This window comes from Methylobacterium oryzihabitans (assembly GCF_004004555.2).
Classification (GTDB): Bacteria; Pseudomonadota; Alphaproteobacteria; order Rhizobiales; family Beijerinckiaceae; genus Methylobacterium; species Methylobacterium oryzihabitans.
On sequence record NZ_SACP01000001.1, the window covers coordinates 383,209 to 408,625 of the forward strand.

A 25,417-nucleotide genomic window follows, 5' to 3' on the forward strand; every position below is an offset into this window, starting at 1 on the left:
GCGCCGCCTACTCGGCGGCGTCGACGTAGAGCTTGCCGCCCTCGGCGAGGAACTCCGCCGACTTCTCCCGCATCCCGGCCTCGCGGGCCTCGGCGCTGAGCGGGGCGGCCTGCCCGAGCACCTGCCCGGCCTGCTCCATCGCCAGCACCTCGGCACGCAGGTCCTGGGTGATCTTCATCGAGCAGAATTTCGGCCCGCACATCGAGCAGAAATGCGCGACCTTGTGGGCGTCCTTCGGCAGGGTCTCGTCGTGGAAGGCGCGGGCGGTGTCGGGATCGAGCGAGAGGTTGAACTGGTCCTCCCAGCGGAAGTCGAACCGCGCCCGCGACAGGGCGTCGTCCCGCACCTGTGCGGCAGGGTGGCCCTTGGCGAGGTCCGCGGCGTGGGCGGCGATCTTGTAGGTGATGACCCCGGTCTTCACGTCGTCGCGGTCGGGCAGGCCGAGATGCTCCTTGGGCGTGACGTAGCAGAGCATCGCGGTGCCGAACCAGCCGATCATCGCCGCGCCGATGCCCGAGGTGATGTGGTCGTAGCCTGGGGCGATGTCGGTGGTCAGCGGGCCGAGGGTGTAGAACGGCGCCTCGCCGCACTCGCGCAACTGCTTCTCCATGTTGACCTTGATCTTGTGCATCGGCACGTGGCCGGGGCCCTCGATCATCACCTGGCAGCCCTTGTCCCAGGCGACCTTGGTCAGCTCGCCGAGGGTTTCCAGCTCGGCGAACTGCGCCGCGTCGTTGGCGTCGGCGATCGAGCCCGGGCGCAGGCCGTCGCCCAGCGAGAACGACACGTCGTAGGCGCGGCAGATGTCGCAGATCTCGTCGAAGCGCTCGTAGAGGAACGACTCGCGGTGCCCGGCGAGGCACCAGCGCGCCATGATCGAGCCGCCGCGCGAGACGATGCCGGTGACGCGCCGGGCGGTGAGCGGCACATGGGCGAGGCGCACGCCGGCATGGATGGTGAAGTAGTCGACGCCCTGCTCGGCCTGCTCGATCAGGGTATCCTTGAACACCTCCCAGTCGAGCTTGAGCGGGTCGCCGCCGACCTTCTCCAGCGCCTGATAGATCGGCACCGTGCCGATCGGGACGGGAGCGTTGCGCAGGATCCAGCCGCGGATGTTGTGGATGTTGCGGCCCGTCGACAGGTCCATCACCGTGTCGGCGCCCCAGCGGATCGCCCACACCATCTTCTCGACCTCCTCGGCCGCCGAGGAGGTGACGGCCGAATTGCCGATGTTGGCGTTGATCTTGACCAGGAAGTTGCGGCCGATGGCCATCGGCTCGAGTTCGGTGTGATTGATGTTGGCCGGGATGATCGCCCGGCCGCGGGCGACCTCGTCGCGCACGAAGTCGGGCGTGATGAACGGCGGCACCGCGGCGCCGAAGCCCTCGCCGTCCGCGACCGCCGCCTCGGCCCGCGCCAGCATCGCCTCGCGGCACAGGTTCTCGCGGTGGGCGACGTAGATCATCTCCTCCGTGACGATGCCGGCCCGGGCGAACTCGTACTGGGTCACCAATTGCCCGGCACCGGCCCGGCGCACGGTGCGGGCGGCGGGGCACGGCGCCACCAGCCGGTCCTCGCCGACGAAGCCGTTATCCTCGGGCTTGACCGCCCGCGGCGCGACCGCGGCGTAGCCCCGCGCCGCGATCCACGGCGCGCGGACCTGCGGCAGGCCGGCGGCGAGGTCGATGCGCGCCTCCCGGTCAGTGTAGGGGCCGGACGGGTCGTAGACCCGCACCGGCGCCTCGGCGGGATCGCTGAGCGCGATCTCGCGGAACGGCACCCGGATGTCGGGCCGCCCGTTCGGGCTGGCGTAGACCTTCGACGAGCCGGCGACCGGGCCGGTGGTGACCGTCGTCGGCGAGGCGTGCAGGGGTGATGGCGCGTTCATGGATCCCTCCCGGTTTGGAGAAGACCCGACTCAGACCTGGGGCGTGGGGGGATGTCGCACGAGCATGGGTTCCTGTCCCTCCGCCGGTATGAACCGGATCAGGTTCAAGGGTCAGGGCGCCTTCAGCCCAATCTCAGCCCCTGATGCGGGGCCCCCCTCGGAACGCCCCGACTGTTGCCGCAGGGACCGGTCTTGTCAATCCGGCGGGCGTCGAGCGGGGCCATCGCTTCAGCGATTGTCCTGCGGTCGCCCGCAGGGCGACGCTGCATGGCGGGCGCGAGGAGCGCCCCCGCGGAGCGGGTTCGAGGGGACGAATGTCCCCTCGAACACAGAGCGGAGCGAAAGCCAAAGTCACGGCGACACGACGTGTCGCACGTGACTGCCGGCGCCTGAGGTCAAGCGGGAAACCAGGGCAATCGCTCTGAAGCGATGGCCCTGCGTCGAGGATGTCGCGCCTCCTGTTCGCGGGGCGCGGCGGGGACCATCTCGGGCGCAGCGACGGACAGGATCGCGCGGAGGGATGGTTGGGACGGCGGGAGCGGCGCTGGCGCGACGACGATCCGACGACGCACGGGCCGCAGGGGCGCGAGCCGGTGCTCTGTCCGCTGTGCGAGCGGCCGATCCCCGCCGGCGCCCGCCAGAGCCGCCACCATCTGACCCCCAAGCTGAAGGGCGGCACCCACGGTGCGACGGTGCAACTGCACCAGATCTGCCACTCGGCGATCCACGCCCGCTACAGCGAGGCCGAGATCGCCCGGCGGCTCGCCGACGTCGCCAGCCTGCGGGCCGACCCGGAGATCGCCCGCTTCCTCGCCTGGGTGCGCACCAAGCCGGACGATTTCCACGCCGCGACCCGCCTCACCCGCGACCGGCGCGCGGTCAAACGGCAGCCAGGGTGAATTTTCGGTTTGACGGACTCCCCGCGAATCCCCTAGAGAGGCGCCCGTCGTTCCCCGATAGCTCAGTTGGTAGAGCAGGCGACTGTTAATCGCCTTGTCGCAGGTTCGAGTCCTGCTCGGGGAGCCATCCCTTCATCATTATCGAAATCTGAACCGGACCGCGGCGGTGGTCGCATCCGGACAGCGCCGTCTTTAACCACTCCGTTACGAATCCGTGGGCAAGGTCGGGGCCGGGTGCAGTTTCGCACGTCGAAGACTGCCGAGTCGTCGTATCCCTCTTCCATCGCCGGTGCGCAGCGCCGAGCCCCGATGGAGACCGAGATGAGCGAGCGCCTCGAAGACCTGAAGTTCCTCACCACCCTCGCCTTCGTGGCGATGCTCGGCCACGCCTTGACCTCGCTCCTCGGCTGATCCGCTCGGACGGATCACCTCCGGCGCCGCCAGATCAGGCGGCCGAGCACGAGACCCAGGCGGCGGCAGAGCAGCGCCAGCCCGACCAACCACGCGATCCCCGCCGCGATGCCCTGCACCAGGGCCGCGAGCCCGGCCCCGAGAACCAGGGCGCCGCGGCCGAGCAGCTTCAGGATCGCCCGCGTCCGCAATCCCGCCCGCTCCGACAGGCGCGCCGCCCGGCGCAGGTCGTCGGCCGTCTCGGCCACCGAGAGCGCCTGCAACGCCCCGCGGGTGCCGAGCCGCCCCTGCAGCGCCGCGGTCGAGCGCCCGAGACCGCGCAGTTCGGCGAAGGCGGCGGGACGCAGGGCCCCCTGCAACCCGCGGCGGAGCGCCGCGACGTCGAGGCGCCCTGCCGCTACGAAGGCGGCCCTGGCGGCGGCGGGATCGAGGACGGTGCGGCCGGTCCGGGCGAGCAGCCCGGCGAGGGGCCGCGACAGCCGCCCGGTGCGGCTCGCCACCTTCAGGGTCGTCGCCCCGGCATGGACCGGCGCGCTCGCCGCCGCCCCGCCGCCGAGGGTCGCGACCGTGACGCCGGTGAGCGCGAGGCCGACCGCGGACAGGCCGAGCAGCACCTCGTCGTAGGGCTCGTCGCGCAGCCAGCGCCCGCCCTCCCGCCACAGGTCGCGCAGGTCGCCGTAGCCGACGAGGTCGCCCGCCACCGCGCCCGCAAGGCCGGCCGCGCCCTTCGCCTCGCCGGTGGCGAAGCCGCGCGCGAGGTCCCGCGCCGAACGGCCGGCGGCACCCGCGTCGAGTGCCTCGACGGCGGCGCGGCGTTCGGCCGACACCGCGACGCCGCGGGTCTCGGCGAGAGCGAGGAAGCTCCGGGCGAGGTCGGAATCGCCGGCCGCCACCGCGGCGTCGATCTCGCGGTCCAGGACCGCCGCCGGCACGGCGGCGAGGCGCAGGTCGGACAGGGCGGCCGGATCGTCGGCGGCCTGCCGCAGGTGCCACGCCTCCCAGGCCCGGGGCAGCAGGACCGGGGCGGAGGCGAGCAGGGCCGTTCCGGCGAGGAGCGGCACGGCCGCGCCGCGCCAGCGGCCGCGCACGGGCCGGCCGGAGTCGCCGGACGTCACGGTCGGAACCGGAGCGACGGCGAGGCCCGGATCCGGCAGCGCGAGGGGTGTCATGGTTCCTCCGGCGAGCGGCGGTCCGGGTGCCATGACGGAGAGATGATGCCGCCGTGCCACCGGCGCATCGGTGCCCGGCGATATTTTTCGCAGGGCGGCGACGCCGGGAGCCTCACGCAGCCGTGAGCCCGGCCGGACGGCGCGATTCACGAACGATTAACCACGCCCGCCCCGAATGCCGGCCATGACCGCTGATTCCCCGCTCCCGCCGCCCGATCCGCTCGCCGACGCCCGGGCCCTGCATGACCGGATCGCCGCCCTGAAGCAGGCCCTGATCCTGCAGAGCCGCCAGCTCGACGCCCTGGAACGCAGCCTCGCCCCGCGGCGAACCCCGGCCCAGGCCGGTGCGCAGCGCCTGCTCGCCCTGAAGCCGGCGGCCCGGGCGGACCGGGGTGGGTGACCGGATGAACCGATGCGTAACCCTAACCCAACGCCGCATGGGCCGGACCGGGCCGGCCGGCGTTGGGTGGGCAGATCGACGACTGCCCCGGAGCCAGAGGCCATGACCCCACCGAGACCGAGAACCCCCGTGGCCCTGACGCTCGGACGGACGACGCTGCGGGGCGAGGTCCGGGCGATCGGGGAGACGATCGACCTTCCCGGCCCGGAGGGCGCCAAGCCGCGCCGTCTGCACAACGTCATCGTCGATCTCGACGCAGCGGAGGCGCCGGTCGAGCTGTGGCTGCCGGTCGATCCGGCCGGGCTCAGCCGCGATTCGCCATCAGACCCGTGAGCACGTCGAGAATGTCGTCGCCCCCGCACGGCCGGGCGACGAAGCGGGCCCCCGCCGGGATGAGGTCGGGGTCAGCCTTGGCGCGGCCGGACACGATGACGATCGGCAGTCCCGGCCGCGACTGCGCGGCCGACCGGGCGAGGGCGAAGCCGTCGATCCGGCCCGACAGCTCGACGTCGGTGATGAGCGCCACGATGTCGCCGCGGGTCTCGAGCAGGCCGAGGGCGCGCTCGGCCGAGGCCGATTGCAGCGCCTGGTAGCCGGCGGCCTCCAGCACGTCGGCGAGGTCCATGATCGTCAAGGCTTCGTCCTCGACCACCAGGACGACGGGCCGCTCGGCTTGATCCGTCATGGTCTCGTCCCCCACGCTGCGCTCCTGTCGTCGTGGCACCATCGTCGCCGGGCGGCCGTCGGGCCCGGAGTGCCGCGAGGTCCCGGTCACGCCCCGGACCCGCGCGCCCGGCCGGGCCATGCCCCGCCGTCCCGATCGCACCCGGTGTGAAATGTGGCAGATTCCGGGCTTGTCCAGCGCCGCGGAGCGCCGGAGCCCGGGTGCTTTTCGTCTTGTCCTCCCGGCCGGACCGCGCGAAGACCGGCGGTACGCGCCGCGCGCCGGCCCGGCCCGGGAGCCGCTCCGGTCGAAGAGCGACGGTCAGGGAGACAGCACACCGATGAGCGACGCCGCCCCTTCCGGCCCCCTCTCGGGGCTGCGCATCCTCGAACTCGGGCATTTCGTGGCGGCTCCGTTCTGCACCCGCCTGCTCGCCGATCTCGGCGCCGACGTCATCAAGATCGAGCCGCCGGGCGGCGACCCGGTGCGGCAATGGGGGCGGCAGGTCGAGGGCGCCGGGGCGCCGTGGTGGTCGATGCACGCCCGCAACAAGCGCTGCATCACCGTCGACCTCAAGCGCGAGCGCGCCGTCGGGCTGGTGCTCGACCTCGTGCGCACCTGCGACGCGGTGGTGGAGAACTTCCGCCCCGGCCAGCTCGCCCGCATGGGCCTATCCCGCGCGGCCCTCGAGGCGGCTCGCCCCGGGATCGTGGTGGCGCACATCTCCGGCTACGGCCAGGACGGGGCGTACCGCGACCGCGCCGCCTTCGGGGTGATCGGCGAGGCGATCGGGGGCTTGCGCCACCTCACCAACCATCCTCCCGGCGAGACCGACCTGCCGCCGGTGCGGGTCGGGGTCTCGATCGGCGATTCGATCGCCGGGCTCTACGCCGCCTTCGGCGTCGTGGCGGCGCTGCTCGCCCGCGACCGCCCCGGCGGCGACGGGCGCGGCCGCACCCTCGACGTGGCGCTGAGCGAATCGGTGCTGTCGATGATGGAGGGGATGCTGCCGGAATACGGCGTGTTCGGCACCGTGCGCCAGCCGACCGGCTCGCGCATCGCCACCGCCGCGCCGTCCTCGGCCTACCCGACCCGCGACGGCGGCTGGATCCTGATCGGCGGCAATTCCGACCCGATCTTCGAGCGCCTGACCAGCCTGATGGGGCGCCCGGACCTGTTCGCCGACCCCCGCTTCACCGGCAACGCCAACCGGGTGCGCAACGTCGAGGCGCTGGACGGCGAGATCGGCGACTGGACGAGGCGCCACGACGCCCGCGACCTCGACCGGATGCTCGCCGCCGCCGACGTGCCGGCGACCGTCACCTACACCGCGGCCGAGATCGCCGCCGACCCGCAGTTCCGCGCCCGCGGCATGGTGCGCGAGGTCGAGGATCCGGCCTTCGGCCGGGTGCTCCAGGCCGGGATCGTGCCCCACGTCCCGGACGATCCGGGCACGGTGCGCTGGCCCGGCCCGCGGCTCGGACAGCACACCGACGCGATCCTGCGCGACGACCTCGGCCTCGACGAGGCGGCGATCCGGTCCCTGCGCGACGAGGGAGTGGTGGGATGACGGACACGGTGGAGATCGTCGAGGTCGGCCCGCGGGACGGTTGGCAGGGCATCGGCCCGTTCATCCCGACGCCGACGAAGATCGACTTCCTGCGCCGCCTCGTCGGCGCCGGGCTGCGGCGGATCGAGATCGGCTCATTCGTCAGCGCCTCGGCCCTGCCGCAGATGCGCGACACGCCCGAGTTGCTGGCCGCCTGCAAGGAGATCCCGGACATCGACCCGCAGGTGTTGGTGCCGAGCGAGCGGCGCGGGCGCGAGGCCGCCGAGGCCGGCGCGCCCCGTCTCGGCTTCGTGCTCTCGGTGACCGAGAGCCACAACCGCAACAACGTGAGGCGCTCGCCGGCGGAATCGGCCGAGGACTATGCCCGCCTGCTCGCGGCGATCCCCCCCGCGGTGATGATCCGCCTCAATCTCGCCACCGCCTTCGACTGCCCGTTCGAGGGCCGGGTGGCGGCGGACCGGACCCTGGCGCTGCTCGACCGGCTGGTGCCGGTGCGGCCCGAGGCCGAGATCTGCCTGTGCGACACCACCGGCCGGGCCGACCCCGCGCAGGTCGGCGACCTGTTCCGGGCCGCGCGGGCCCGCTTCCCGCAGGCCCGCACCTGGGCCTTCCACGCCCACGACACCTACGGGCTCGGCCTCGCCAACGTGCACGCCGCCCACGGGGCCGGGGTGCGGATCTTCGACGCTTCCTTCGCCGGGCTCGGCGGCTGCCCATTCGCGCCGGGCGCCACCGGCAACGTCGCCACCGAGGATCTCGCCTGGATGTTCGGCCGGATGGGGATCGCCACCGGCATCGATCTGGCGGCGCTGATCCCGGTCGCCCGCGACGGCGCCGCCCTGCCCGGCGGGCTCCCGGGCGGCCGCGTCCGCGACGCGCTGAGCGCAAATCCCGAGTCGTGTTCGGCCGCCGGACTGACCTAACGGAAGAAAACCCCGGACAGAATTCCGCAATTCGACTTAGGCCAAGTAGTAAAGCCTTAGAACCTCGCCCTCACATTGTCGTCCAAGATGCGGACGGGATGGCGAGTGATGTCGATCGGAGCGCGGCTTTTCGGGGGATTCGGGTTGATCCTCCTGCTCACCGTGGCGGTGGCGGGCGTGGGGTGGCGGAGCCTCAGCGGCTTCTCCGGCCGCGTCGACCTCGCCAACGCGGCGCAGACCACCGCCGGCGACATCGCCGCGATGGCGCTGGCCTCCGAACAGGCGCTGTCGGGCGACGACCGCAAGCGCGACGCGACGCTGGCGGGCGCCGTCGCCCGGGTCCGCGCCACCCTGGCGGGTTTCGCCGGCCGCCTGCCCGACGGCTCGGACGCCGCTCGCGAGGCCGCCGGGATCGCTGCCTCCCTCGACGCCTTCGCGGCCGAGGTCGAGGCGTTCGGCCGGCAGCGGAGCGACAAGCAGGCCCTGCAGACCCGGCACATGGCCCTGATCGCCGAGGTCCAGGAGGCGGTGGCGGCGGTCGGCAAGGGCCAGGAGGAGCGGCTGCGGGAGGCCGGCCGCGAACTGGAGCGCGCCCTCGCCGACCAGAAGTCCGCCACCAGCACCGGCGTGGTCATCGCCTACGCGGTCCGCTCGGCCCTCGAGATGCGGGCGCTCCAGTTCGCGCTCCAGGGCGGCGAGGCCGGCGTGACCCGAGCGCAGTTCGACGCCAAGGCCGGATCGGTCGCGACGCTGCTCAAGCGGCTCGGCGCCATGTCGGCCGCGCCGGAAGCGCTCCAGGAAGCCGGCGTCGCCCTCGACGAGTACCGCGAACTGATGGATGCGCCTCCCGGCGACGACGCGGGAGCGGGCCGGCAGGCGGCGCTGAGCGCCCGATTCGGCACCCTCACGGCGAGCCTGCGCAAGGCCGAGCAGAGCCAGAACAACACCCAGACCAACGCCCAGGTGAAGCTCCAGGAGCAGCAGGACAAGCTCGCGACCGGCGTGACCCTGCTGACCGCCGCCGCCCAGGCGGTCACCGCCGCCAAGGAGGCACAGGGTCAGGAGATGCTGCTCGTCCTGCGCCGCGACGAGACCGGCGGCAAGGGGCTCGACGCCGCCGCCGACGGCCTGTCCGAGAACCTCGAGACGATCCTGTACGGGGTGAACGACCCGGCGACCGTCGCCACCCTGAAGGCGCTGACCGAGAAGGTGCGGGTGTTCAAGGACAGCATCCCGGAGATCGTCAGGGCCAATGCCGAGCAGGCGACGATCCTGGCGAGCCTCGACCGGCGGGCAGGCGAGCTCGTCGCCGCCGCCCGGGCGATCGGCGAGCAGGAGCTGGACCGGCTCGACGCCGAGCGTCGCTCGGCGACCCTGCTGCTGCTGGCCGGCGTGATCCTGGCCTGCGCCATCGGCCTCGGCCTCGCCGTCGCGATCGGCCGCGGCATCGCCCGGCCGGTCGGGCGGCTCTCCGACGCGATGCGGGCGCTCGCCGGGGGCGACCTCGCCGCCTCGGTGCCGGCGCTGACCCGGCGCGACGAGATCGGCGCGATGGCCCGGACCGTCCAGGTGTTCCGCGAGGCCCTCGTCGCCAAGGCGGCGGCCGATGCCGAGGCGGCCGGCGAGGCCGCCCTCAAGGCGGAGCGCGCCGCGCGGATGGACGCGCTCACCCACGGCTTCGAGGCCAAGGTCGTGGCCCTGACCGAGCAGCTCGGGCGCTCCTCGTCCGGGATGGAGACCACGGCCCGGACGATGACGGCGGCCGCCGACCAGACCAACGGCCGTTCCGTCGAGGCCGCCGGCGCGGCGGAGCAGACCCTCGCCAACGTGCAGATGGTGGCGGCGGCGAGCGAGGAGCTGTCGGTGTCGATCGGCGGCATCGCGACCCAGGTGGCCGAATCCTCGGGGATCGCCCGCAGCGCCGTGACCAAGGCGCAGGAGGCCGACGCCACCGTGCTGCGGCTGGTCAGCGCCGCCGAGCAGATCGGCGACATCGTGGCGATGATCCAGTCGATCGCCGGTCAGACCAACCTCCTGGCGCTCAACGCCACCATCGAGGCGGCCCGGGCCGGCGAGGCGGGCCGCGGCTTCGCGGTCGTCGCCGCCGAGGTCAAGGGGCTGGCGGCCCAGACCGCCAAGGCGACGGATGAGATCTCCGGTCAGATCGGGGAGATCCAGGCCACCACGACCGGCGTCGCCGAGGCCCTGCGCGAGATCTCGTCGGTCATCGAGCAGATGTCGGGCATCGCCGAGGGCATCGCCACCGCCGTCGAGCAGCAGGGGGCCGCGACGCAGGAGATCGCCCGCAACGTCAATCAGGCCGCAGCGGGAACCCAGGCGGTGTCGAACGGCATCGGCGAGGTGCGGCGCGAGGCCGGCAGCACCGGCCGGGCCGCCGCCGAGGTGCTCGACGCCGCCCACCAGCTCGGGCGCTGCGCGGGCGAGCTGGAGCGGGAGGTCGCGGACTTCCTCACCGGCGTGAAGGCGGCGTGATCCGGACGGGACCGGGATTCACTCCTCCGGGCCGAGCCGCATCGTCACCGTGCCGAGCGGTCCGAGATCGGCCGTCACGGCGTCGCCGGGTGCGATCGCCAGCGGCACCGTGGTGGTGCCGGTGGTGACGACCTCTCCGGCCCGCAGCGGCAGGCCGAGCCCGCGCACCTCGTTGACGAGCCAGACCAGGGCCGCCCGCGGGTCGCCGAGCACGTTGCCGCCGCGACCCGGAACCGGTTCGCGGCCCGAGACGGTGCCGCGGGTCTCCAGAGCGGCGAGGTCGAGGGTGCGCCACGGCGCCGTCGTCGCGGCCCCGAGCACGAACCAGTGCGCGCAGGCATTGTCGGCGATGAGCTGGGGCGCCCCGGCGGTGACGAAGTCGTCGTAGCGCGAATCCGGCACCTCGATCGCCGGATGGACGCTCCCGACCGCGTCGAGAACCTCCTCGACGCCGTAGGATTCGGGGCGCGGCGGCAGGGTGCGGCCGAGCCGGAACGCGACCTCGACCTCGGCCACCCGCATGTGGTTGCGCCCGAACTGCACCGTGCCGCCCGCCGCCACCACCCGCGAGGCGAGGATCCGGCCGGCCAGCGGCCCGTCGACCCCGATATGCGCCTGCCCGGCCGGGCTCGTCGCGGCGATCTTCCAGCCGAACAGCGGCGCGGCATCGCGCTCCTCCACGAGCGCCTGGATCGCGTACCCCTCCCTCCGGCTGCGCGGCCGAAGGCGTTCCGGCAGGCCGGTCAGGCGGCGCTGCTCCTGCCAGTGCCGCCACAGCAGTTCCGAGGCCTCGCGCTGGTCGGCCGTCGGCTGCGGCGCAACGGATGGCATGGTCCCCTCCCCTCGTGCGGGCCGTTCCGCCGGCTCCGGCGCGGGTCTGTGCGCCCGCGGACCGGCACCCTATAGTGACGGGCAACGCCCGCAAGGGCGCCGCCGGGCCGAACCGGCGCGAGACCCGGAGGAGACCCCCATGCCGACCCGCATCCTCGCGCCGGGGGCGGCGCGCCCGGCGCCGGACCTGATCGACCGCTGGGCCCGGATCCCGACCTCGATCGCCACCGACCTGCTCGAGGGCCGCACCCTGATCGACCCGGCGATCCGCCCGCTGCGGCGCTTCGCCGGTGCGCGCAACCTCGCCGGTCCGGCGGTGACGGCGCGCTGCGAGCCGCGCGACTACGGCGCGGTCCACCACGCCATCGCGGTGGCGCAGGCCGGCGACGTGGTGGTGATCGACGCCGGCGGGCGCGGCGACGCGGCGATGATCGGCGAGCTCCTGTCCGGCGCGGCGCGCCGGCGCGGCGTCGCCGGGCTCGTCGTCGACGGCGCGGTGCGCGACGTCGGCAGCCTCGCGGCCTGGGACGACTTTCCGGTCTTCACCCGCTCGGTGACCCCGCGCGGCCCGTCCTCGAAGGCGGCCGGGACCGTCGGCGAGGCGATCACGGTCGGCGGCGCCCGGGTGCGCCCGGGCGACCTGATCCTCGGCGACGACGACGGGCTGGTGGTGATTCCGGTCGAGGAGGCGGCCGGGCTGATCGACCGCGCGAGCGCGATGCTGGAGGCCGAGATCGGCTGGGAGCGCCGCCTTGCCGCCGGAGAGTCCACGCTCGACGTGTTCGCGGTGCCGCCGGCCGAGCGGGACCCGGCGTGATGGGTGCGACCTGGATCGAGGCCGCCCTCAACGGCCCGTGGGGCCGCGAGCGCCAGCCGGGCATCCCGCTGTCGGTGGACGAGATCGTGGCCGACGGCATCGCGGCGGCGCAGGCCGGCGCCGCGATCGTCCACGTCCACGCCTACGATCCCGCGACCGGCCGCCAGCGCGACGCCTGGGAAACCTATGCCCGGATCATCGAGGGCATCCGCGCCCGCGTCGATGCGATCGTCTATCCGACGATCCCGCTCGCCGGCTCGGACTACGCCGCTGCCAACGCGGCGCAGCGCTTCGCCCACACGGCGGCGCTCGCCGAGCGCGGCCTGATCGAGTGGGCGGTGCTCGACCCCGGCTCGACGACCTTCGCGCGCTTCGACGAGCTGGCGGCCCCGGACAGCGGCTTCATCTACCAGAACCCGATGGCCGACATCCGCGAGGGCCTGCGCATCGCCCGCGCCCACCGGGTGCATCCGGGCTATGCGATCTACGAACCGGGCTTCACCCGCCTGGGGGCCGCCCTCGCCGCCCTGGAGCCGCGTCCGCCGACGCCGATCTACCGCTTCATGTTCTCCGACGAGTTCGCCTGGGGCTTCCCGCCCCGGGCGCGCTACCTCGATGCCCACCTCGCGCTGCTCGCCGAGGTGGCACCGGAGGCGCCCTGGATGGTGGCCGGCCTCGGCGTCGACATCCGGCCGCTCATTCCGGAGGCGGTGCGCCGGGGCGGCCACGTCCGCGTCGGCCTCGAGGACGCGCCGTGGGGCTGCGCCGAGGGCAATCCCGCCCTGGTGGCGCAAGCGGCGCGGGAGATCGAGCGGGCCGGCGGCAGCGTCGCGACCGCGGCGCAGGTGCGCCGCGCCCTCGTCGATCGGGAGGCCCGGGCCGACGGCAGCCAGCCCCGCACCTGAGACGGTCGCCCGGATCGCGGGTCACCGCCCCGACACGATCGCCTCGACCTCCTTCGTCAGGGCGTAGGCCGGCAGGCGGGCGACGTCGCGGGTCGGGATCAGGCGGCCGTAGCTCCCGCGCGCGGAATCGAGGCCCTCCACCCACAGCCCGTCCGGGACCACCGCGACGCGGACCTGCTGCCCGGCGGCGTTGAGCGCGGCCACCGTCCGGCCGAGCGCTTCAAGGCTGTCGAGCAGTTCGACGGCGCTTCGGGCGCTCGGCCTCTCCTCGTTCCGCATTTCCCGCCTTCCCGCGCCTCTACGAGACCGGACACGGCTCACCGTTGCGTACCAGCCTCCTGTCGCAGAGAAAACATGAATCGATTGATCCTTGCTCTGGATGAACTGGAAAACATCTTTCCCGAAAACGCCGGAACAGATCCTCGCCGATCATGCTACACGACGACCGGGTCGGCGCTCGCGGCACCCACGGATCGGATGAACGATCCGTCTCCGCTGCAGCATCATTACTCCTTGTAATGATCCCGGATCGTCAGAACACGCCCGTGCCGCCCTGGATCGCGAGCCGCCGCCAGTGCTGCGCGTGGACCGTGCTGATGATCCCGGCGGCCCAGATCAGGCGGCAATCGGGCATCAGCGGCGCATTGTGGCTCTCGAGGTGGTAGGTGCCGCGGCGCGAGCCGCGCAGGACCTTCTTGAGGAAGCGGTCGCCCTCCGCGGTGGTGACGGCGGCGTAGCGCCCGATCAGGGTCTCGGGCCCCTCCCCGATGGCGGAGCACAGCACGACGTCGTCGGGCTCGTATTTCGGGTACATGGACGACCCGGCGACCCGGAAAGCCACCGTGCCGTGCGCCACCGGGAACGGAATGGCGATGCGGACGAGGTCGCCGCCCTCCTGCTCGCTGCCGGTGGCGATCAGCCCTCCGGCGCTGACGACGCCCTTCACGGCCACCACCTGCCGGCCGTCCGGCGACGGCGGTTCGGCATCGTCGTCGCCGAACAGCAATCCCTTGGCGGTGACGGCGACCCCGCAGCGGCGGAACTGCGCCGCGTAACGCTCGGCGTCGTCCTGCCCGATGGTGCGGATGCCGGTCTCGTGCGCCCGGTAGGTGCTTTCCGGCCATGCGTTCTGGAGCGCCGCGTCCCGCGCCGACCGGTAGCCCGCCGCGAGGCGGGACAGACGCAGCCGCTCACCCTGCTCGACCCGCAGCCGCCGGTCCGACATCGCTCGCCCCCAATCCCCAGATTCATTACACAGTGTGTTGATATCCGGAAGCGGTTGCGGTAGCAAGCAAGAGGGTGAGCATCCCGGCTCCCCATTGGGCGAACGAATACCCCAGAGTAATGTTGTTCCAGCGAGGAGCCGTGACGGTGTCGTCTGTCCCCGCATGCATCCGCCCGGACCGTTCTCCGGCCGGACCCACCCGGCTACAAGGCTCGCATGAAGGCCCTCCTGATCGTGCTCTGGACCCTGGCGGCCGGCATCGTGCTGTTCCTGATCGTGCGCAACCGCATCACCCGCATGACGCAGGACCTCGCGGCGCGCGGAACCTCGGAAACCGGGGGACCCCCTGATGAGAGCGGACCCCCGAAAACCCCGCCGGATCCCCCGCCGCCGCCGTGAGGCGCTCGCGTCCGGTCTGCCCGCCCAGGCGCGCGGGCGGCCCCGCCGCCGCCGGGTGCCGCGGCACAGGGTGACGATCGCCCTCGACCGGGTCTGGATCGTGGCGCGCCTGCGCCCGCGCTGGGCGTCCCAGGTCGCCGGAGCGATGGCGCAGGACGGAATCGCGGTCTTCGACGCCCGCGAGGAGGTCGACCGCACCGTGCAGGGCCGCAGGGTCCGGGTGGCGGTGCCGGTCCTGCGCGGACTGGTCTTCCTCGGCCTGCGCGACGACGGCGACCTCGCCCGTGCCGAGCGTCATCCGGGCATCGAGCGGATCCTGTACCGCGACGGCCGCGCGGTGGTGATTCCCCCGGCTGCGCTGCAGCTCTTCGCCGACGCCGTGACCGGCCATGGCGACGAGGACGGCGAGGAGGCGGTCTCGGCGGTCCTCTTCGCCCTCGGCGAGACGGTGCGGGTCGCCGAGGGCCCCCTCGCCGAGCGGACCGGCATCGTCGAGGCGGTCGATCCCGCCCGCCGCCGCTACCGCGTCGCGGTCGAGATGTTCGGACGTGCGACGCCGGTGCTGCTCGACGAGGACCAGATCGAGCCGGAGTGACACGGTTTTCGGACGATCAGTTCCGAAAACCGTGTCACCAGCCCGCGCGGTGGAGCCGAAGGCTCCACACACCTGAGCGAAGCCGATTTTCGCATCGCGAATGCGATCCCGCAGGGATCGCCAGAAGCGATAATCGAAAATCGTATCACTAGCCCGCGCGGCGCTTGAGCGAAGCCGAAATCCGCATCGCGAAGCGATCTATCGGATTTCGTATGAGCCTCAGCCGCGCCCGGTCGCGACCGGCAGGTCGTGGCGCGCACCCCATTCCGCCCAGGAGCCGTCGTAGAGGCCCTTGATCGGGCGACCGAGCCGCTCAAAGGCAAGGCCGAGGATCGCCGCGGTGACGCCCGAGCCGCAGGTGGTGACGACCGGCCGGTCGAGGTCGATCCCGGCCGCCGCCATCGCCTGCCGCAGCCCGGCCTCGTCCTTGAGCCGCCCGCCCTCCTGAAGCGCGCCGTAATGCAGGTTGAGGGCGCCCGGCATGTGGCCCGGGCGGACGCCCGCACGTGGTTCCGGCTCCTCGCCGGCGAAGCGGGCGGCCGAACGGGCATCGACCACCTGTGCCGCCCCGGCGAGCGCCCGGGCGACGTCGCTGGCGTCGGCGACCATCGAGTTGTCGAGGCGGGCGGTGAAGTGGCGCCGGTCGCGTGGCCGCGGTTCCCCGGACTCCACCGGCCGTCCCTCCGCCTGCCAGGCCGGGAAGCCGCCCTCCAGCACCGCCACGTCGCGGGCGCCGAACACCCGGAACATCCAGCGCACCCGCGGGGCGGAGAACAGCCCGGCACCGTCGTAGACCACGATCGTCATGCCGTCGCCGATGCCGAGATTGCGCATCATCGAGGCGAATGCCTCCGGCCGCGGCAGCATGTGAGGCAGCGGGCTGGCGGTGTCACGGACGAGGTCGATGTCGACCCGGACGGCGCCCGGGATGTGGGCGTCCCGGAACTCCGCCTCGGCGTCGCGGTTCATCGCCGGCAGGTACCAGGAGCCGTCGACGACGACGACGTCCGGTGCGTCGAGGCGCTGCGCCAGCCACTCCGTGGTGACGATCGGTCCCGTCGCCATCGTTTCTCCTCCTGTCGGCGTTTCCCAGCCCGCCCGAGCCGTAATCAAGAAGGGGGGCTCTGTCACGGGATCATGCTAAAGTCCGAGGCGAATCGGGCACGGGGCCGGAGCACCGTTCGGATCGGCGGATCGCGGCGGCATCTTGGCACGATCGATGCTTGGGTGAGAGCACTGCTTCCGCCGTGTTCACTCTCCCTTGCACGGACGGGCGCGGTCGCCGGGCCAGGCAGTGGACTCCGAGGGCTGCCTGGCCCGCCCGCGGTTCGGCGGAACATCCGGCCGGCGGGGGCGGCCGGAACGGGAGGAGATGCTGATGAACGCGACGGCCCGCTTCGAATCGCCTCTCCGCCCGACCCGGATCGAGGTCCTCTCCGCCGGCTACTGGGCCTCGGCGATCTGGTGCGCCGATCTCACCGCCCGCGCCCAGCCCCGGATCCGCTCGGCCACCGTGCATCGGCTGGTGCCGCGGCAGGCGGCCCGGACCGCTGGCGCGCGCGCCTGGGCGTGACGCGGCTCAGGCGAGGCGGTCGCCGATCAGGAACTGCAGGGCGCGGTCGAGCCGGATCTGCGGCAGGCGGCCGGGCCGCCCGAGGGCGTCGGGCGCGATCCGCGGCGGCCTGAACCGCGGAAAGCGCAGCGAGCCGGGCTCCACCGCACCGTCGAGCACCGCCTCCGGCCGCTCCGGCAGGGCGCCGGGAAAGATCGCCGCCTCCGCCTCGCCGTCGAACACCTCGCCGTCGATCGCCTCCCCCGCCTCCGGCGTGCCGGCGACCGCCTGGAGCGTGTGCCCGCCCTCGTGCACCAGCGTCTCGCGGGTCGCCCGCACCGAGGCCAGCGCCACCGTGCCAACCCGGGCGCCGGCGGCCTCCGTGCGGCGCAGCGAGCGGGACACGAGGAGGCGCAGCAGGGCGTCGAGCCGGTCGTGGCTGGCGTGGTGGAGATGGTCGGCCTTGGTGGCGGCGAACAGGATCCGGTCGGCCCGGGGCGCGAACAGCCGCGACAGCACCGTGTTGCGGCCGATGCGCAGGCTCATCAGCACCCGGTCGAGGGCCTCCTCCAGCTCGGCCAGGGCGGTCGCGCCCGCATCGACCGCGGCGAGCACGTCGACGAGGACGATCTGGCGGTCGATGCGCTGGAAATGCTCGCGGAAGAACGGCACCACCACCCGGCTCTTGTAGGCCTCGAAGCGGCGCTCCATCAGCCCGCCGAGGCTGTCCGGGCTCACCGGACCGGCAAGGACCAGGGGTGCGAAGGTCAGCGCCGGCGAGCCGGCGAGGTCGCCCGGCATCAGGAACCGGCCCGGCGGGGTCGTCGCCACCGCCTCGGGCCCGGCCCGCAGGGCGGCGAGGTAGGTCTTGAACGCGTCGCTCGCCCGCTCGGCGGCGGGCTCGTCGAGGGGCTGGGCCGGGTCGAGGCGGCGCAGCGCCTCGAGCCAGGGCGCCGCAATCGCCGCGCGGCCGGGGCGCTGCGCCGCCGCGATCGTCTCCCGCGACCAGCCCTCGTAGGTCTGCTCGATCAGCGCGAGGTCGAGCAGCCACTCGCCGGGATAGTCGACGATGTCGATCATCAGGCTCGCCGGGCCGCTGCGCCAGCCGGCGCCGCGCTCGTAATCGACCGCGAGGCGCAGCTGGCTGATGCGGTCGGTCGAGCGCGGCCAGCGCCGCTCCGCCGTCAGCGCCGCGACATGGTCCTCGTAGGGAAAGCGCGGCACCGCGTCGTCGGGCTGCGGCACGAGGCGGGCGCGCCGCAGCCGGCCTTCCTGCGACACCCGGAAGGCCGGCAGCGGGTGGAGCCCGGTGAGCTGGCTGACGAGGGCGGTGGTGAACACGGTCTTGCCCGAGCGGGCGAGGCCGGTGACCCCGACCCGCACCGTCGGCTGGACCAGGAGGTCGGTCGAAGCCTCGGCCAGCGCCTTGGCGAGGGAGCCGGCACGCCCGGCGAAATGGGTCAGGGGCGGCACGTGCTCACGTCTCGCTTCGGCATCGGCCCGAGGTGGCGCACCGGAGCCGCCGGGACAAGGGTCGCGGTCGCGCTTCGCCGGTGAATTGCGCCAGCGATCGGATCACAGCCGCCCGGACGGTCGCGTCCGATCCGTGATGCGAAGGACCGCCGTCCGCTTGGACGCGGAGCGGGAGGTATGGCGACGGTGCTCTCCAGGGTCAGTGACTGCCGGCGTCGGGGCCGAGCGCCGCCCGTTCGAACGTCGATCACCCGCGTCGCAGGGTGCGGTCGTCAGGAGCGCCGACAAGACCACCGGACGGATGTCGCGCCACGAACGCAAGATTCCGCCGCGAAATAATCGCCAGAGATGCTTGATATTCCTTTCATGAAGCTTCAACCTCGACGGTGGAGATAGATTCAACTGACGGGTGCAAATGCGATGGCCGTCCAGCAGGGCACGCCACAGGATGATGTCCTGGTCGGCAACAGCGCAGATGATCCGAATGTCGTTTACGGATTGGGAGGTAATGACCGGTTGTACGGTACCGGCGGAGTCGACTCGCTCTATGGTGGTGACGGCAACGATCGCCTCGATGGGCGTGGCGCAGATTATGGAGGATTCACTCTAAATGACTATCTTGAGGGTGGACGCGGCGACGATCTTTATTTTGTCAGAGAGAATCAAGACTATATATACGAACTCGATGACGAAGGAGTCGATAGTGTCCTCAGTTTTTCTCTCTATTATTCCCTCGGAGGCAACATCGAGAATCTGTCGCTGGCCGGCGGCGCAAGGTGGGGTTACGGCAACGATCTCGACAACATCATCAACGGCAATTCATCCGAGAACTACATAGCGGCCGGGGGTGGTGCCGATGCGTTTTCCGGCGCCGACGGCGCGGACCTGATCCGGGGTGGGACCGGCAACGACTGGATCCGCGGCGGCACGGGTGCCGATTTCCTCGCCGGAGAGGAGGGAGCCGACAAGTTCGCCTACTATACCGTGACGGAATCTCTGGTCGGGGATCGCGACATCATCACCGACTTCACAGGCCTCGCGTCCGGCACGCCAGCTTCGGAGCGCGATCGGATCGACCTCCATCGCATCGACGCGGATTCCTCGACGGCGGCGGACGACGCCTTCCGCTTCCTCGGCACGGCGGCGTTCACCGGCCGGGCCGGCGAGTTGAGGATCGTCGCCGAGACGCTCGAGGTGGTCGATCCGAATCCGGACTGGTTCTGGCCCACCGAGCCCATCGTCTACACCACGGCAGGCTACATCGTCGAAGGCGACGTGACCGGCGACGGCATGGCCGACTTCCAGCTCGCCGTCGCCACCGGCGGGGTGCTTCTGGCCGGCGACTTCTCCCTTTAGGCAGCAGCACCCGACCGCCCTGTCCGTCCGGGCGACGACCGCCCTGGCCTCCCTCTGTTCAATCCCCGGGCGCGAGCGACGCCGCGGGCGCGCGCCCGGCCTCGGCCCGCGCCACCGCGCCGGCGACCAGCGCCGGAGCGGCCCGCAGGGTGCCGAGTTCGACCGCCGACATGGCCAGCAGCACCGGCGCGAGTCGCGCCGTCGCCCGCCCGTCGGCCTCGAACAGGCCGAGGTCGTCGTCGGGCTTGAGCCCGACGCTGGCGGCGATCCGCCCGGCGTAGTTCCGGATCCGGGTCTCGTCGGACCCGCACAGGGGCGGCGGCGGACGCAGGGCCGGCGGCAGGCCCTCGACGGAGGAGAGGGAGGCGAGCGACGGCAGCGCCGCCGCCTCGGCGGCGAGGCGGGCACCGTCGAGCACCCGGCCGGGATCGACCGCGCGGGCGGTCGCCGCGCCGCCGATGCCGGCGGCGATGACCGCAACCGGGGCCGGGCGGACCGGCACGCGTGCCGCCGGGCGGTTCGGGCGCCCGGCCATCCGCGCCAGCGGCGACCACGGCTGGACCCGCAGCGCCGGACCCGGGGGGGACGACGGCCGGGCCGCAGCGACCCGTCGCGGGGCGCCGCCACGGCGGTGCCCGGCGAGGTAACGGGCCCGCACGGTGCGGCCGATGCCCCTCGGCGCCAGCGCAGCGAGGGCCGGGCTCGCCGCGGCGGGGCCGGCGACGCGCAACGGGGCCGGCCCGCCCGTGCATTCCGCCGGGGCCCAGCGCCGGACGATGGCGAGGGCCGAGCGCCGGCCGTAATCGAGGCTGTAGCGCCGCAGCAGCAGGACCGCGGCGTCGGCCCCCTGCTCGGCCGAGGCGAAGCCGGTATGGCCCTCGGCGTCGCCGCCGATCTCGCCGTTCCAGCCGGCGCGCTTGATGCACCAGTAGTTGTTGAGCCGGACGCAGCGGGCGACGAAGGCGGGATCGGCCGGCGCCGCCCAGGCGGTCCAGGCCAGGGCGACCGGGTGGAGGTGGCGGGCGGTCTCGTCGCGCCAGTTCGTCACCGCCCGCGGCCCCCCCTCGTACCGCGCCGGCCCCGGGGCCGGGTCGCTCCACGCCACCGCCTGCGCCGCGCCGCGCCCGAGCGAGGCGGCGCCGTCGCGAGCGAGCCGCGCGGCTCCGTCTCCCGCCGGAGCGGCGGCGGTCGCGAGGGCGAGCAGGGCGGTGAGCAGCACGGGGGAAGGCGGCCTCGATGGGCGCCGCGCCGGAGCCGCGCGACGACGGGGTAACGGGCCGGAGCCGGTCCGGTTGGGGGCGGGACTAAGCAGACTTGCGTTGGCACGCCAACGCTTCGTCCGCTAAGATTCTTGATTTGTCGCAGATTTTTGTCGCAAAACCGGCTACCACTTTTGCGAAATCTGCTTAGTCGTCCTCGCCGAGGCCGAGGCGCTTGGGCGTGACGAACCGGTCGAGCCGGCCCGTGCCGGCCGACGCCTCGCCCCAGGCCGCGACCGGCAGGTCGATCACCGCCACCGCGGCGGTGGGGAATTTCCGCGCGAGGTCGCGCAGGGCCTCGCGCTCCCCCTCGCCGGCGAGGTGGCGGGCGATGTCCTGGAGGCCGGGATTGTGCCCGACCAGCATCAGGGTGGCGGCCCCGGGGGGTGCCCCGTGCACCGCGTCGAGCAGGCGGCGGGCCGGCGCCTCGTAGATCCCCGGGACCGTCTCGACGGCGGCGTCGGGAAAGGAGGGCCGCAGCAGCGCCCAGGTCTCCTGGGTGCGCCGGGCCGGCGAGACCATGACGTAGTCGGGGACCAGCCCGTTCCCGGCGAGGTGGGCCGCCATGCGCGGCGCCGCCGCCTCGCCGCGGGCGGCGAGCGGCCGGTCGAGGTCGGCGACGCCGTCGGGCCAGTCGGACTTGGCGTGGCGGAACAGGATCAGGCGGCGCATCGGGTTCTCCGGGTCGCGGACGTCAGCGCCCTTCGCGGCGGCTCAGGAAGGCGAGCTTCTCGAACAGGCCGACATCCTGCTCGTTCTTCAGCAGCGCGCCGTAGAGCGGCGGGATCAGCTTGCGGGTGTCGCGCTCGCGCAAGACCTCGGGGCCGATCTCCTCCGCCATCAGCAGCCGCAGCCAGTCGAGCAGTTCCGAGGTCGACGGCTTCTTCTTCAGGCCCGGCGCCTCGCGCACCTCGAAGAACACCCGCAGGGCCTCCTCGACGAGGCGGTGCTGGATGTTCGGGTAATGGACCGCGACGATCGCCTTGAGCGTGTCGGCGTCGGGAAAACGGATGTAGTGGAAGAAGCAGCGGCGCAGGAAGGCGTCCGGCAGGTCCTTCTCGTTGTTCGAGGTGATGACGACGACCGGGCGGCGTGCGGCCCGCACGGTCTCGCCGGTCTCGTAGACGTGGAACTCCATCCGGTCGAGTTCGAGCAGCAGGTCGTTCGGGAACTCGATGTCGGCCTTGTCGATCTCGTCGATCAGCAGGACCGGGCGCTCGGGGGCGGTGAACGCCTCCCACAGCTTGCCGCGGCGGATGTAGTGGCCGATCTCGCTCACCCGCGGGTCGCCGAGCTGCGAATCGCGCAGGCGCGAGACCGCGTCGTACTCGTAGAGCCCCTGCTGCGCCTTGGTGGTCGACTTGACGTGCCAGGTCAGCAGCGGCGCCCCGAGCGCCCGGGCGATCTCCTCCGCCAGCACGGTCTTGCCGGTGCCGGGCTCGCCCTTGACGAGGAGCGGCCGCTCCAGGGTGATCGCCGCGTTGACCGCGACCGAGAGGTCGTCGGAGGCGACGTAGGACTCGGTTCCGGAAAAGCGCATCGGCTCGTCGATCCTCAAGGCTGATGGGCAGGCTTAGGCGAGCCGCCGGCTCCGGCACAAGTCCGGCCGGTGCCGGAGGGCCGGTTCACGCCGCCGGCTCCCAGACCTGGCCCGGGCGCAGGGCGAGGAACCGGTCGGGGGCGACGCCCTCGGCCGCCAGCGCCGCCGACAGCGCCTCGGCCGGCCGCTCGATCCCCTCGTTGGTGAGCCGGAACGTGCCCCAATGGTGGCCGAGCGCCTGTTCGGCGCCGAGCATCCCGAGGGCGCGCACCGCCTCCTCCGGATTCATGTGCTGGGCCTGCATGAACCAGCGCGGCTCGTAGGCACCGATCGGCAGGATCGCGAGGCGCGGAGCGCCGAACCGCTCGCGCACCGCCCCGAAGATCGCGCCGTCGCCGAAGCCGGTATCGCCGACGTGATGGATCACGCCCTGCGGCGTGGTGAGGACGAAGGCGCACCACAGGGCCATGCGGCGGTCGTTCACCCCGCGCGCCGACCAATGGTAGGCCGGGGTCAGGTGAACCGCGAGGCCGCCGCCGAGATCGACCGAGCCCCCCCAGTCGCGGGTCTCGACCCGCACGGTCGGGTCGTAGGAGCGGATGATCGCGTCGTTGCCGAACGGCGCGACGAAGACCGGCTCGTGCTCGGCCCAGAGCCGGGCCAGGGCGGGCCCGTCGAGATGGTCGTAGTGGTTGTGGGTCACCAGCACCGCATCGATCGGCGGCAGGGCCTCGAAGGCGATGCCCGGCGGGTTGACGCGCTTCGGGCCGGCGAAGCCGACCGGGCTCGCCCGCCTCGCATAGACAGGATCGACCAGGATGTTGCGGCCCGCGACCTGGATCAGCACGCTGGCATGGCCGACATGGACCACCCGCAGGCCCTCGACCCGCTCCGGAGGCGTGTCGGGCGGATAGGGGCTCGGCCAGCGCGCCGGCCAGTCCTCGCGCCCGCCGCCCATCTGCCAGCGCGCCAGTTCGGCGGCGCCCTTGTCCTGCGGCTGGCCGGGCGCGAAGAACCGGGTCCCGTCGAAATGGTCGCTCACCGGTCCCTGGTAGTACGGATTACGGCCGCGCTTGTGCGCGGCGTAGCCGACCCCGCCCAGGGTCATCACCGTGACGGCGCTGGCGAACTTGATGAGACCCCGACGCTTCATGGAGGGGAGGATGGTCCGCGCGCGGCCGAGGTCAAGGAGGGCCGGCGGGGGCCGAACGCCGCGGCAGCGCACCATTGCGCCTCGGGATGGCATCGCTACATTCGACCCATCGGCAACAACAGGAAGGAGGTGATCCAGTGTCTCATTGTCATCAGCCGCGGTCGTCGGCGTCCCGGACCTGGATCGTCACCTCCGGCGTCATCGCCTGAGCGTCACGATCTGACTGTCCGCCGGATCGCGGTTCGGCAATGGAAGGGCCGTCCTCCTCGGGGGGCGGCCCTTCGTTCGTTGAGGGGACTGCGTTCGTTCAGGAGGCGGCCGCCGTGGTGAGCGCCTCGCTCAGCAACCGACGGAGGGTCTGGTTCTCGTCCTCGAGCTGGCGGATCCGCTGCTGCAATGCCGCGAGGGTTGGGGGCGGGGCGGGCGCCGCCTCGGCGGCGTCGAGAAACGTGATCCCGACGCTGTCGTTCTGGCGCCAGCACAGCTTCACTCGCCGGGTCTGGTTCTTGCCCAGGATCGTGAGGTCGAAGGTCTCCGGGAGCGTGAGCGTGTGGCTGAGCGCCAGACGCGCGCCCGACTCCGACATGTCGCGCACGACGCAATCGATGCTGGCATTGCCGTTGTTGAAGTTGATCCGGCCCTTGAGGAAGGTTCTCTGTCGGATCTGGGTCCGCAACTCGGACATGGATGCGAGGTCCCGCGGGATTGACCGCGGGATCCTGGCAGAAGCGATTTAAGAGAGTCCTCACCCGATCGCGGACCCGCGCGGGTCAGGCGGTGCGGGCGAGATTCTGGAACAGGTAGAAGCCGTTGAACCGCACGGCGGTCGCCGCCACCGAGCCGTCGAAGCCCGCGGGCTGCGGCGTCCTGCCGTCGACGCGGCCCTCGAACGCCCACAGGTCCTCGGTCAGGAACGACGGGACGGCGTAATCCTCCGGGACCGCGCAGACCAGTCCGTCGAGCCCCTTGCGATAGAACAGGTTGTAGCTGCGCATCCGTTCGCCTCCGGTCGCGGCCTGTGACGCCCTGTCCATCGATAGCCTCCGAATCGGACAAGACTGTGTCAGATTTCCCGCACCGGCGCCATCGGTTTCTCAGCAATGCCGAAGATCGGCCCTGTCGGATGCGTGCGAAATGTCACGTCGGCGTGCGGCAGCGGAACCGATTGTGCTTTGCACAATCACTCCGGTTTGGCTCCGGTGCTGCGAAGCCCTGGCCTCGGAATTCTGTAACATCGATCAATTCCAATTCCGGAGAATGGTCTCGACGTCGCCGGTCTCGATCTGCTGGCCGAAGCGCTGCTGATAGAGCGTCAGCATGGCGTCGTGGGTCCGGTCCGACGACGAGCAGACCGCGTCGGTGGCGATGACGACCCGGTAGCCGCGGTCGACCGCACCGAGGACCGTGGCGAGCACGCAGACATCGGTCTCGCCGCCGGTGATCACCACCGTGCCGGCTCCTCGCGATTGCAGGTGACGGTCGAGGGTCGGGTCGAGCCAGGGCGAGTAGACCTGCTTGTCGATCACGATCGCCGGTGGCGTCAGCGCGGCGAGGTCGGGCAGCAGCCCGACCATCTCCTCGCCGAGCCGCTCGATCGTCATCGAGGCCCAGCGCCGGTAGTAGCGTTGCCAGCATCCCCGCCCCTCCCCCGGGTGGCGCGCCGGAACGAAGCGGGTGAACACCGTCCGCTCCGGGTAATGCGCGGCGAGACGATGGACGCGGGGCAGCACGCGCTCCATCCACGGCGTGTGCCAGTCGGTGTCGCGGGCGAACAGCAACTGCATATCGACGCAGACATGGACGGCGTCGGCCGGAATCGGGCCGTTGGGAAAGCTCCCGGAAACCTCTGGTTCAGCCATCGCGTGCGCGACTCCCTCCCGCTTTGGTTGTATTGT

Annotated in this window: 27 protein-coding genes, 1 tRNA gene and 1 riboswitch; of the genes, 13 read left to right on the forward strand and 15 right to left on the reverse strand. The window is 72.5% G+C overall.

What is annotated here, in order from left to right; all coding sequences use genetic code 11:
* Window positions 1-7: 7 nt before the first annotated feature.
* On the reverse strand, window positions 8-1,888 hold the full coding sequence (gene thiC / locus EOE48_RS01760; RefSeq protein ID WP_127727041.1) for a phosphomethylpyrimidine synthase ThiC: 1,881 nt from the start codon (window positions 1,886-1,888) through the stop codon (window positions 8-10).
* A gap of 57 nt (window positions 1,889-1,945) precedes the next feature.
* Window positions 1,946-2,056, reverse strand: a riboswitch (TPP riboswitch).
* Between the two features lie 356 nt (window positions 2,057-2,412).
* Here thiC and EOE48_RS01765 point away from each other — a divergent pair.
* The gene (locus EOE48_RS01765; RefSeq protein WP_127727042.1) at window positions 2,413-2,787 is read left to right on the forward strand and encodes a restriction endonuclease; all 375 of its coding nucleotides are present in this window, start codon (window positions 2,413-2,415) and stop codon (window positions 2,785-2,787) included.
* Between the two features lie 51 nt (window positions 2,788-2,838).
* Window positions 2,839-2,914 (forward strand) — tRNA-Asn (locus EOE48_RS01770).
* Window positions 2,915-3,212: 298 nt separating this feature from the next.
* On the opposite strand, the gene EOE48_RS01775 is transcribed toward EOE48_RS01770, so the two are convergent.
* The gene (locus EOE48_RS01775) at window positions 3,213-4,367 is read right to left on the reverse strand and encodes a hypothetical protein (RefSeq protein ID WP_127727043.1); all 1,155 of its coding nucleotides are present in this window, start codon (window positions 4,365-4,367) and stop codon (window positions 3,213-3,215) included.
* A 184-nt stretch (window positions 4,368-4,551) separates the two neighbouring features.
* Here EOE48_RS01775 and EOE48_RS01780 point away from each other — a divergent pair, with 184 nt between their 5' ends.
* Complete coding sequence (locus tag EOE48_RS01780) at window positions 4,552-4,767, forward strand: hypothetical protein (protein ID WP_127727044.1); 216 nt, start codon at window positions 4,552-4,554, stop codon at window positions 4,765-4,767.
* A gap of 129 nt (window positions 4,768-4,896) precedes the next feature.
* Window positions 4,897-5,100, forward strand: coding sequence for a hypothetical protein (locus EOE48_RS01785; RefSeq protein ID WP_246153892.1), 204 nt, complete (start codon window positions 4,897-4,899; stop codon window positions 5,098-5,100).
* Here the strand turns inward: EOE48_RS01785 and EOE48_RS01790 are convergent.
* Complete coding sequence (locus tag EOE48_RS01790) at window positions 5,072-5,452, reverse strand: response regulator (RefSeq protein ID WP_127727046.1); 381 nt, start codon at window positions 5,450-5,452, stop codon at window positions 5,072-5,074. The genes EOE48_RS01785 and EOE48_RS01790 overlap by 29 nt on opposite strands.
* A 319-nt stretch (window positions 5,453-5,771) precedes the next feature.
* On the opposite strand from EOE48_RS01790, the gene EOE48_RS01795 reads away from it, so the two are divergent.
* The 3 genes from EOE48_RS01795 to EOE48_RS01805 all read left to right on the forward strand — a co-directional run bounded on the left by EOE48_RS01795 (window position 5,772) and on the right by EOE48_RS01805 (window position 10,417).
* Window positions 5,772-7,001 (forward strand): CaiB/BaiF CoA transferase family protein, encoded by a 1,230-nt coding sequence (locus EOE48_RS01795; protein WP_127727047.1) that lies wholly within the window; start codon window positions 5,772-5,774, stop codon window positions 6,999-7,001.
* Window positions 6,998-7,924, forward strand: a complete 927-nt coding sequence (locus EOE48_RS01800) for a hydroxymethylglutaryl-CoA lyase (protein ID WP_127727048.1) — start codon at window positions 6,998-7,000, stop codon at window positions 7,922-7,924. Before EOE48_RS01795 ends, EOE48_RS01800 begins: the two co-directional genes overlap by 4 nt.
* A gap of 144 nt (window positions 7,925-8,068) precedes the next feature.
* Window positions 8,069-10,417: a methyl-accepting chemotaxis protein gene (locus EOE48_RS01805; RefSeq protein ID WP_127727049.1), complete on the forward strand. Its 2,349-nt coding sequence runs from the start codon at window positions 8,069-8,071 to the stop codon at window positions 10,415-10,417.
* An 18-nt stretch (window positions 10,418-10,435) separates the two neighbouring features.
* Here the strand turns inward: EOE48_RS01805 and EOE48_RS01810 are convergent, their stop codons facing one another.
* Complete coding sequence (locus tag EOE48_RS01810) at window positions 10,436-11,248, reverse strand: 2-keto-4-pentenoate hydratase (protein ID WP_127727050.1); 813 nt, start codon at window positions 11,246-11,248, stop codon at window positions 10,436-10,438.
* 139 nt (window positions 11,249-11,387) lie between these two features.
* Between EOE48_RS01810 and EOE48_RS01815 the strand changes: the two genes are divergently transcribed.
* Together EOE48_RS01815 and EOE48_RS01820 are read left to right on the forward strand one after the other, a co-directional pair.
* Window positions 11,388-12,065, forward strand: coding sequence for an RraA family protein (locus EOE48_RS01815; RefSeq protein WP_127727051.1), 678 nt, complete (start codon window positions 11,388-11,390; stop codon window positions 12,063-12,065).
* Complete coding sequence (locus EOE48_RS01820) at window positions 12,065-12,970, forward strand: beta-keto acid cleavage family enzyme (protein WP_127727052.1); 906 nt, start codon at window positions 12,065-12,067, stop codon at window positions 12,968-12,970. Before EOE48_RS01815 ends, EOE48_RS01820 begins: the two co-directional genes overlap by 1 nt.
* A gap of 21 nt (window positions 12,971-12,991) precedes the next feature.
* On the opposite strand, the gene EOE48_RS01825 is transcribed toward EOE48_RS01820, so the two are convergent.
* Together EOE48_RS01825 and EOE48_RS01830 are read right to left on the reverse strand one after the other, a co-directional pair.
* Entirely contained in the window at window positions 12,992-13,249 is a 258-nt protein-coding gene (locus EOE48_RS01825) for a hypothetical protein (protein ID WP_127727053.1), read from the reverse strand.
* 253 nt (window positions 13,250-13,502) lie between these two features.
* Window positions 13,503-14,195, reverse strand: a complete 693-nt coding sequence (locus EOE48_RS01830; protein WP_127727054.1) for a S24 family peptidase — start codon at window positions 14,193-14,195, stop codon at window positions 13,503-13,505.
* 216 nt (window positions 14,196-14,411) lie between these two features.
* Here EOE48_RS01830 and EOE48_RS01835 point away from each other — a divergent pair, with 216 nt between their 5' ends.
* Both EOE48_RS01835 and nusG read left to right on the forward strand, forming a co-directional pair.
* The gene (locus EOE48_RS01835) at window positions 14,412-14,594 is read left to right on the forward strand and encodes a hypothetical protein (RefSeq protein ID WP_127727055.1); all 183 of its coding nucleotides are present in this window, start codon (window positions 14,412-14,414) and stop codon (window positions 14,592-14,594) included.
* A 70-nt stretch (window positions 14,595-14,664) separates the two neighbouring features.
* Complete coding sequence (gene nusG / locus EOE48_RS01840; RefSeq protein WP_246153893.1) at window positions 14,665-15,189, forward strand: transcription termination/antitermination protein NusG; 525 nt, start codon at window positions 14,665-14,667, stop codon at window positions 15,187-15,189.
* 219 nt (window positions 15,190-15,408) lie between these two features.
* Here nusG and sseA read toward each other — a convergent pair whose 3' ends face one another.
* Complete coding sequence (gene sseA / locus EOE48_RS01845) at window positions 15,409-16,254, reverse strand: 3-mercaptopyruvate sulfurtransferase (RefSeq protein WP_127727057.1); 846 nt, start codon at window positions 16,252-16,254, stop codon at window positions 15,409-15,411.
* Between the two features lie 313 nt (window positions 16,255-16,567).
* On the opposite strand from sseA, the gene EOE48_RS01850 reads away from it, so the two are divergent.
* Window positions 16,568-16,762, forward strand: coding sequence for a hypothetical protein (locus EOE48_RS01850; protein WP_127727058.1), 195 nt, complete (start codon window positions 16,568-16,570; stop codon window positions 16,760-16,762).
* 6 nt (window positions 16,763-16,768) lie between these two features.
* Here EOE48_RS01850 and EOE48_RS01855 read toward each other — a convergent pair whose 3' ends face one another.
* Window positions 16,769-18,214, reverse strand: coding sequence for a YcjX family GTP-binding protein (locus EOE48_RS01855; protein WP_127727059.1), 1,446 nt, complete (start codon window positions 18,212-18,214; stop codon window positions 16,769-16,771).
* A 420-nt stretch (window positions 18,215-18,634) separates the two neighbouring features.
* On the opposite strand from EOE48_RS01855, the gene EOE48_RS01860 reads away from it, so the two are divergent.
* Entirely contained in the window at window positions 18,635-19,570 is a 936-nt protein-coding gene (locus tag EOE48_RS01860; protein ID WP_127727060.1) for a calcium-binding protein, read from the forward strand.
* Between the two features lie 58 nt (window positions 19,571-19,628).
* Here EOE48_RS01860 and EOE48_RS01865 read toward each other — a convergent pair whose 3' ends face one another.
* The 7 genes from EOE48_RS01865 to EOE48_RS01895 form a co-directional block, all read right to left on the reverse strand.
* Window positions 19,629-20,789, reverse strand: a complete 1,161-nt coding sequence (locus tag EOE48_RS01865) for a hypothetical protein (RefSeq protein ID WP_127727061.1) — start codon at window positions 20,787-20,789, stop codon at window positions 19,629-19,631.
* A 187-nt stretch (window positions 20,790-20,976) separates the two neighbouring features.
* Complete coding sequence (locus tag EOE48_RS01870; protein WP_127727062.1) at window positions 20,977-21,501, reverse strand: SixA phosphatase family protein; 525 nt, start codon at window positions 21,499-21,501, stop codon at window positions 20,977-20,979.
* 22 nt (window positions 21,502-21,523) lie between these two features.
* Window positions 21,524-22,369 carry an AAA family ATPase gene (locus EOE48_RS01875; RefSeq protein WP_127727063.1) on the reverse strand — a complete coding sequence of 282 codons (846 nt, stop codon included), beginning with the start codon at window positions 22,367-22,369 and terminating at the stop codon, window positions 21,524-21,526.
* A gap of 85 nt (window positions 22,370-22,454) precedes the next feature.
* Window positions 22,455-23,522, reverse strand: a complete 1,068-nt coding sequence (locus tag EOE48_RS01880; RefSeq protein ID WP_127727064.1) for an MBL fold metallo-hydrolase — start codon at window positions 23,520-23,522, stop codon at window positions 22,455-22,457.
* Window positions 23,523-23,829: 307 nt separating this feature from the next.
* Window positions 23,830-24,207, reverse strand: a complete 378-nt coding sequence (locus tag EOE48_RS01885) for a PilZ domain-containing protein (RefSeq protein ID WP_127727065.1) — start codon at window positions 24,205-24,207, stop codon at window positions 23,830-23,832.
* Between the two features lie 85 nt (window positions 24,208-24,292).
* Window positions 24,293-24,517, reverse strand: coding sequence for a hypothetical protein (locus EOE48_RS01890; protein ID WP_127727066.1), 225 nt, complete (start codon window positions 24,515-24,517; stop codon window positions 24,293-24,295).
* A 243-nt stretch (window positions 24,518-24,760) separates the two neighbouring features.
* Window positions 24,761-25,381, reverse strand: coding sequence for a cysteine hydrolase family protein (locus EOE48_RS01895; RefSeq protein WP_127727067.1), 621 nt, complete (start codon window positions 25,379-25,381; stop codon window positions 24,761-24,763).
* Window positions 25,382-25,417 lie beyond the last annotated feature (36 nt).

What these genes read in the sequence shown, in the direction of transcription:
- EOE48_RS01870 (WP_127727062.1), bottom strand. Translation starts at nt 21,501, where the DNA reads ATGCGCCGCCTGATCCTGTTCCGCCACGCCAAGTCCGACTGGCCCGAC.
- EOE48_RS01800 (WP_127727048.1), top strand. Translation starts at nt 6,998, where the DNA reads ATGACGGACACGGTGGAGATCGTCGAGGTCGGCCCGCGGGACGGTTGG.
- EOE48_RS01795 (WP_127727047.1), top strand. Translation starts at nt 5,772, where the DNA reads ATGAGCGACGCCGCCCCTTCCGGCCCCCTCTCGGGGCTGCGCATCCTC.
- EOE48_RS01880 (WP_127727064.1), bottom strand. Translation starts at nt 23,522, where the DNA reads ATGAAGCGTCGGGGTCTCATCAAGTTCGCCAGCGCCGTCACGGTGATG.
- EOE48_RS01860 (WP_127727060.1), top strand. Translation starts at nt 18,635, where the DNA reads ATGGCCGTCCAGCAGGGCACGCCACAGGATGATGTCCTGGTCGGCAAC.
- EOE48_RS01875 (WP_127727063.1), bottom strand. Translation starts at nt 22,369, where the DNA reads ATGCGCTTTTCCGGAACCGAGTCCTACGTCGCCTCCGACGACCTCTCG.
- EOE48_RS01850 (WP_127727058.1), top strand. Translation starts at nt 16,568, where the DNA reads ATGAACGCGACGGCCCGCTTCGAATCGCCTCTCCGCCCGACCCGGATC.
- thiC (WP_127727041.1), bottom strand. Translation starts at nt 1,888, where the DNA reads ATGAACGCGCCATCACCCCTGCACGCCTCGCCGACGACGGTCACCACC.
- sseA (WP_127727057.1), bottom strand. Translation starts at nt 16,254, where the DNA reads ATGGCGACGGGACCGATCGTCACCACGGAGTGGCTGGCGCAGCGCCTC.
- EOE48_RS01810 (WP_127727050.1), bottom strand. Translation starts at nt 11,248, where the DNA reads ATGCCATCCGTTGCGCCGCAGCCGACGGCCGACCAGCGCGAGGCCTCG.
- EOE48_RS01790 (WP_127727046.1), bottom strand. Translation starts at nt 5,452, where the DNA reads ATGACGGATCAAGCCGAGCGGCCCGTCGTCCTGGTGGTCGAGGACGAA.
- EOE48_RS01775 (WP_127727043.1), bottom strand. Translation starts at nt 4,367, where the DNA reads ATGACACCCCTCGCGCTGCCGGATCCGGGCCTCGCCGTCGCTCCGGTT.
- EOE48_RS01895 (WP_127727067.1), bottom strand. Translation starts at nt 25,381, where the DNA reads ATGGCTGAACCAGAGGTTTCCGGGAGCTTTCCCAACGGCCCGATTCCG.
- EOE48_RS01815 (WP_127727051.1), top strand. Translation starts at nt 11,388, where the DNA reads ATGCCGACCCGCATCCTCGCGCCGGGGGCGGCGCGCCCGGCGCCGGAC.
- EOE48_RS01780 (WP_127727044.1), top strand. Translation starts at nt 4,552, where the DNA reads ATGACCGCTGATTCCCCGCTCCCGCCGCCCGATCCGCTCGCCGACGCC.
- EOE48_RS01890 (WP_127727066.1), bottom strand. Translation starts at nt 24,517, where the DNA reads ATGCGCAGCTACAACCTGTTCTATCGCAAGGGGCTCGACGGACTGGTC.
- EOE48_RS01825 (WP_127727053.1), bottom strand. Translation starts at nt 13,249, where the DNA reads ATGCGGAACGAGGAGAGGCCGAGCGCCCGAAGCGCCGTCGAACTGCTC.
- EOE48_RS01835 (WP_127727055.1), top strand. Translation starts at nt 14,412, where the DNA reads ATGAAGGCCCTCCTGATCGTGCTCTGGACCCTGGCGGCCGGCATCGTG.
- EOE48_RS01820 (WP_127727052.1), top strand. Translation starts at nt 12,065, where the DNA reads ATGGGTGCGACCTGGATCGAGGCCGCCCTCAACGGCCCGTGGGGCCGC.
- EOE48_RS01830 (WP_127727054.1), bottom strand. Translation starts at nt 14,195, where the DNA reads ATGTCGGACCGGCGGCTGCGGGTCGAGCAGGGTGAGCGGCTGCGTCTG.
- EOE48_RS01885 (WP_127727065.1), bottom strand. Translation starts at nt 24,207, where the DNA reads ATGTCCGAGTTGCGGACCCAGATCCGACAGAGAACCTTCCTCAAGGGC.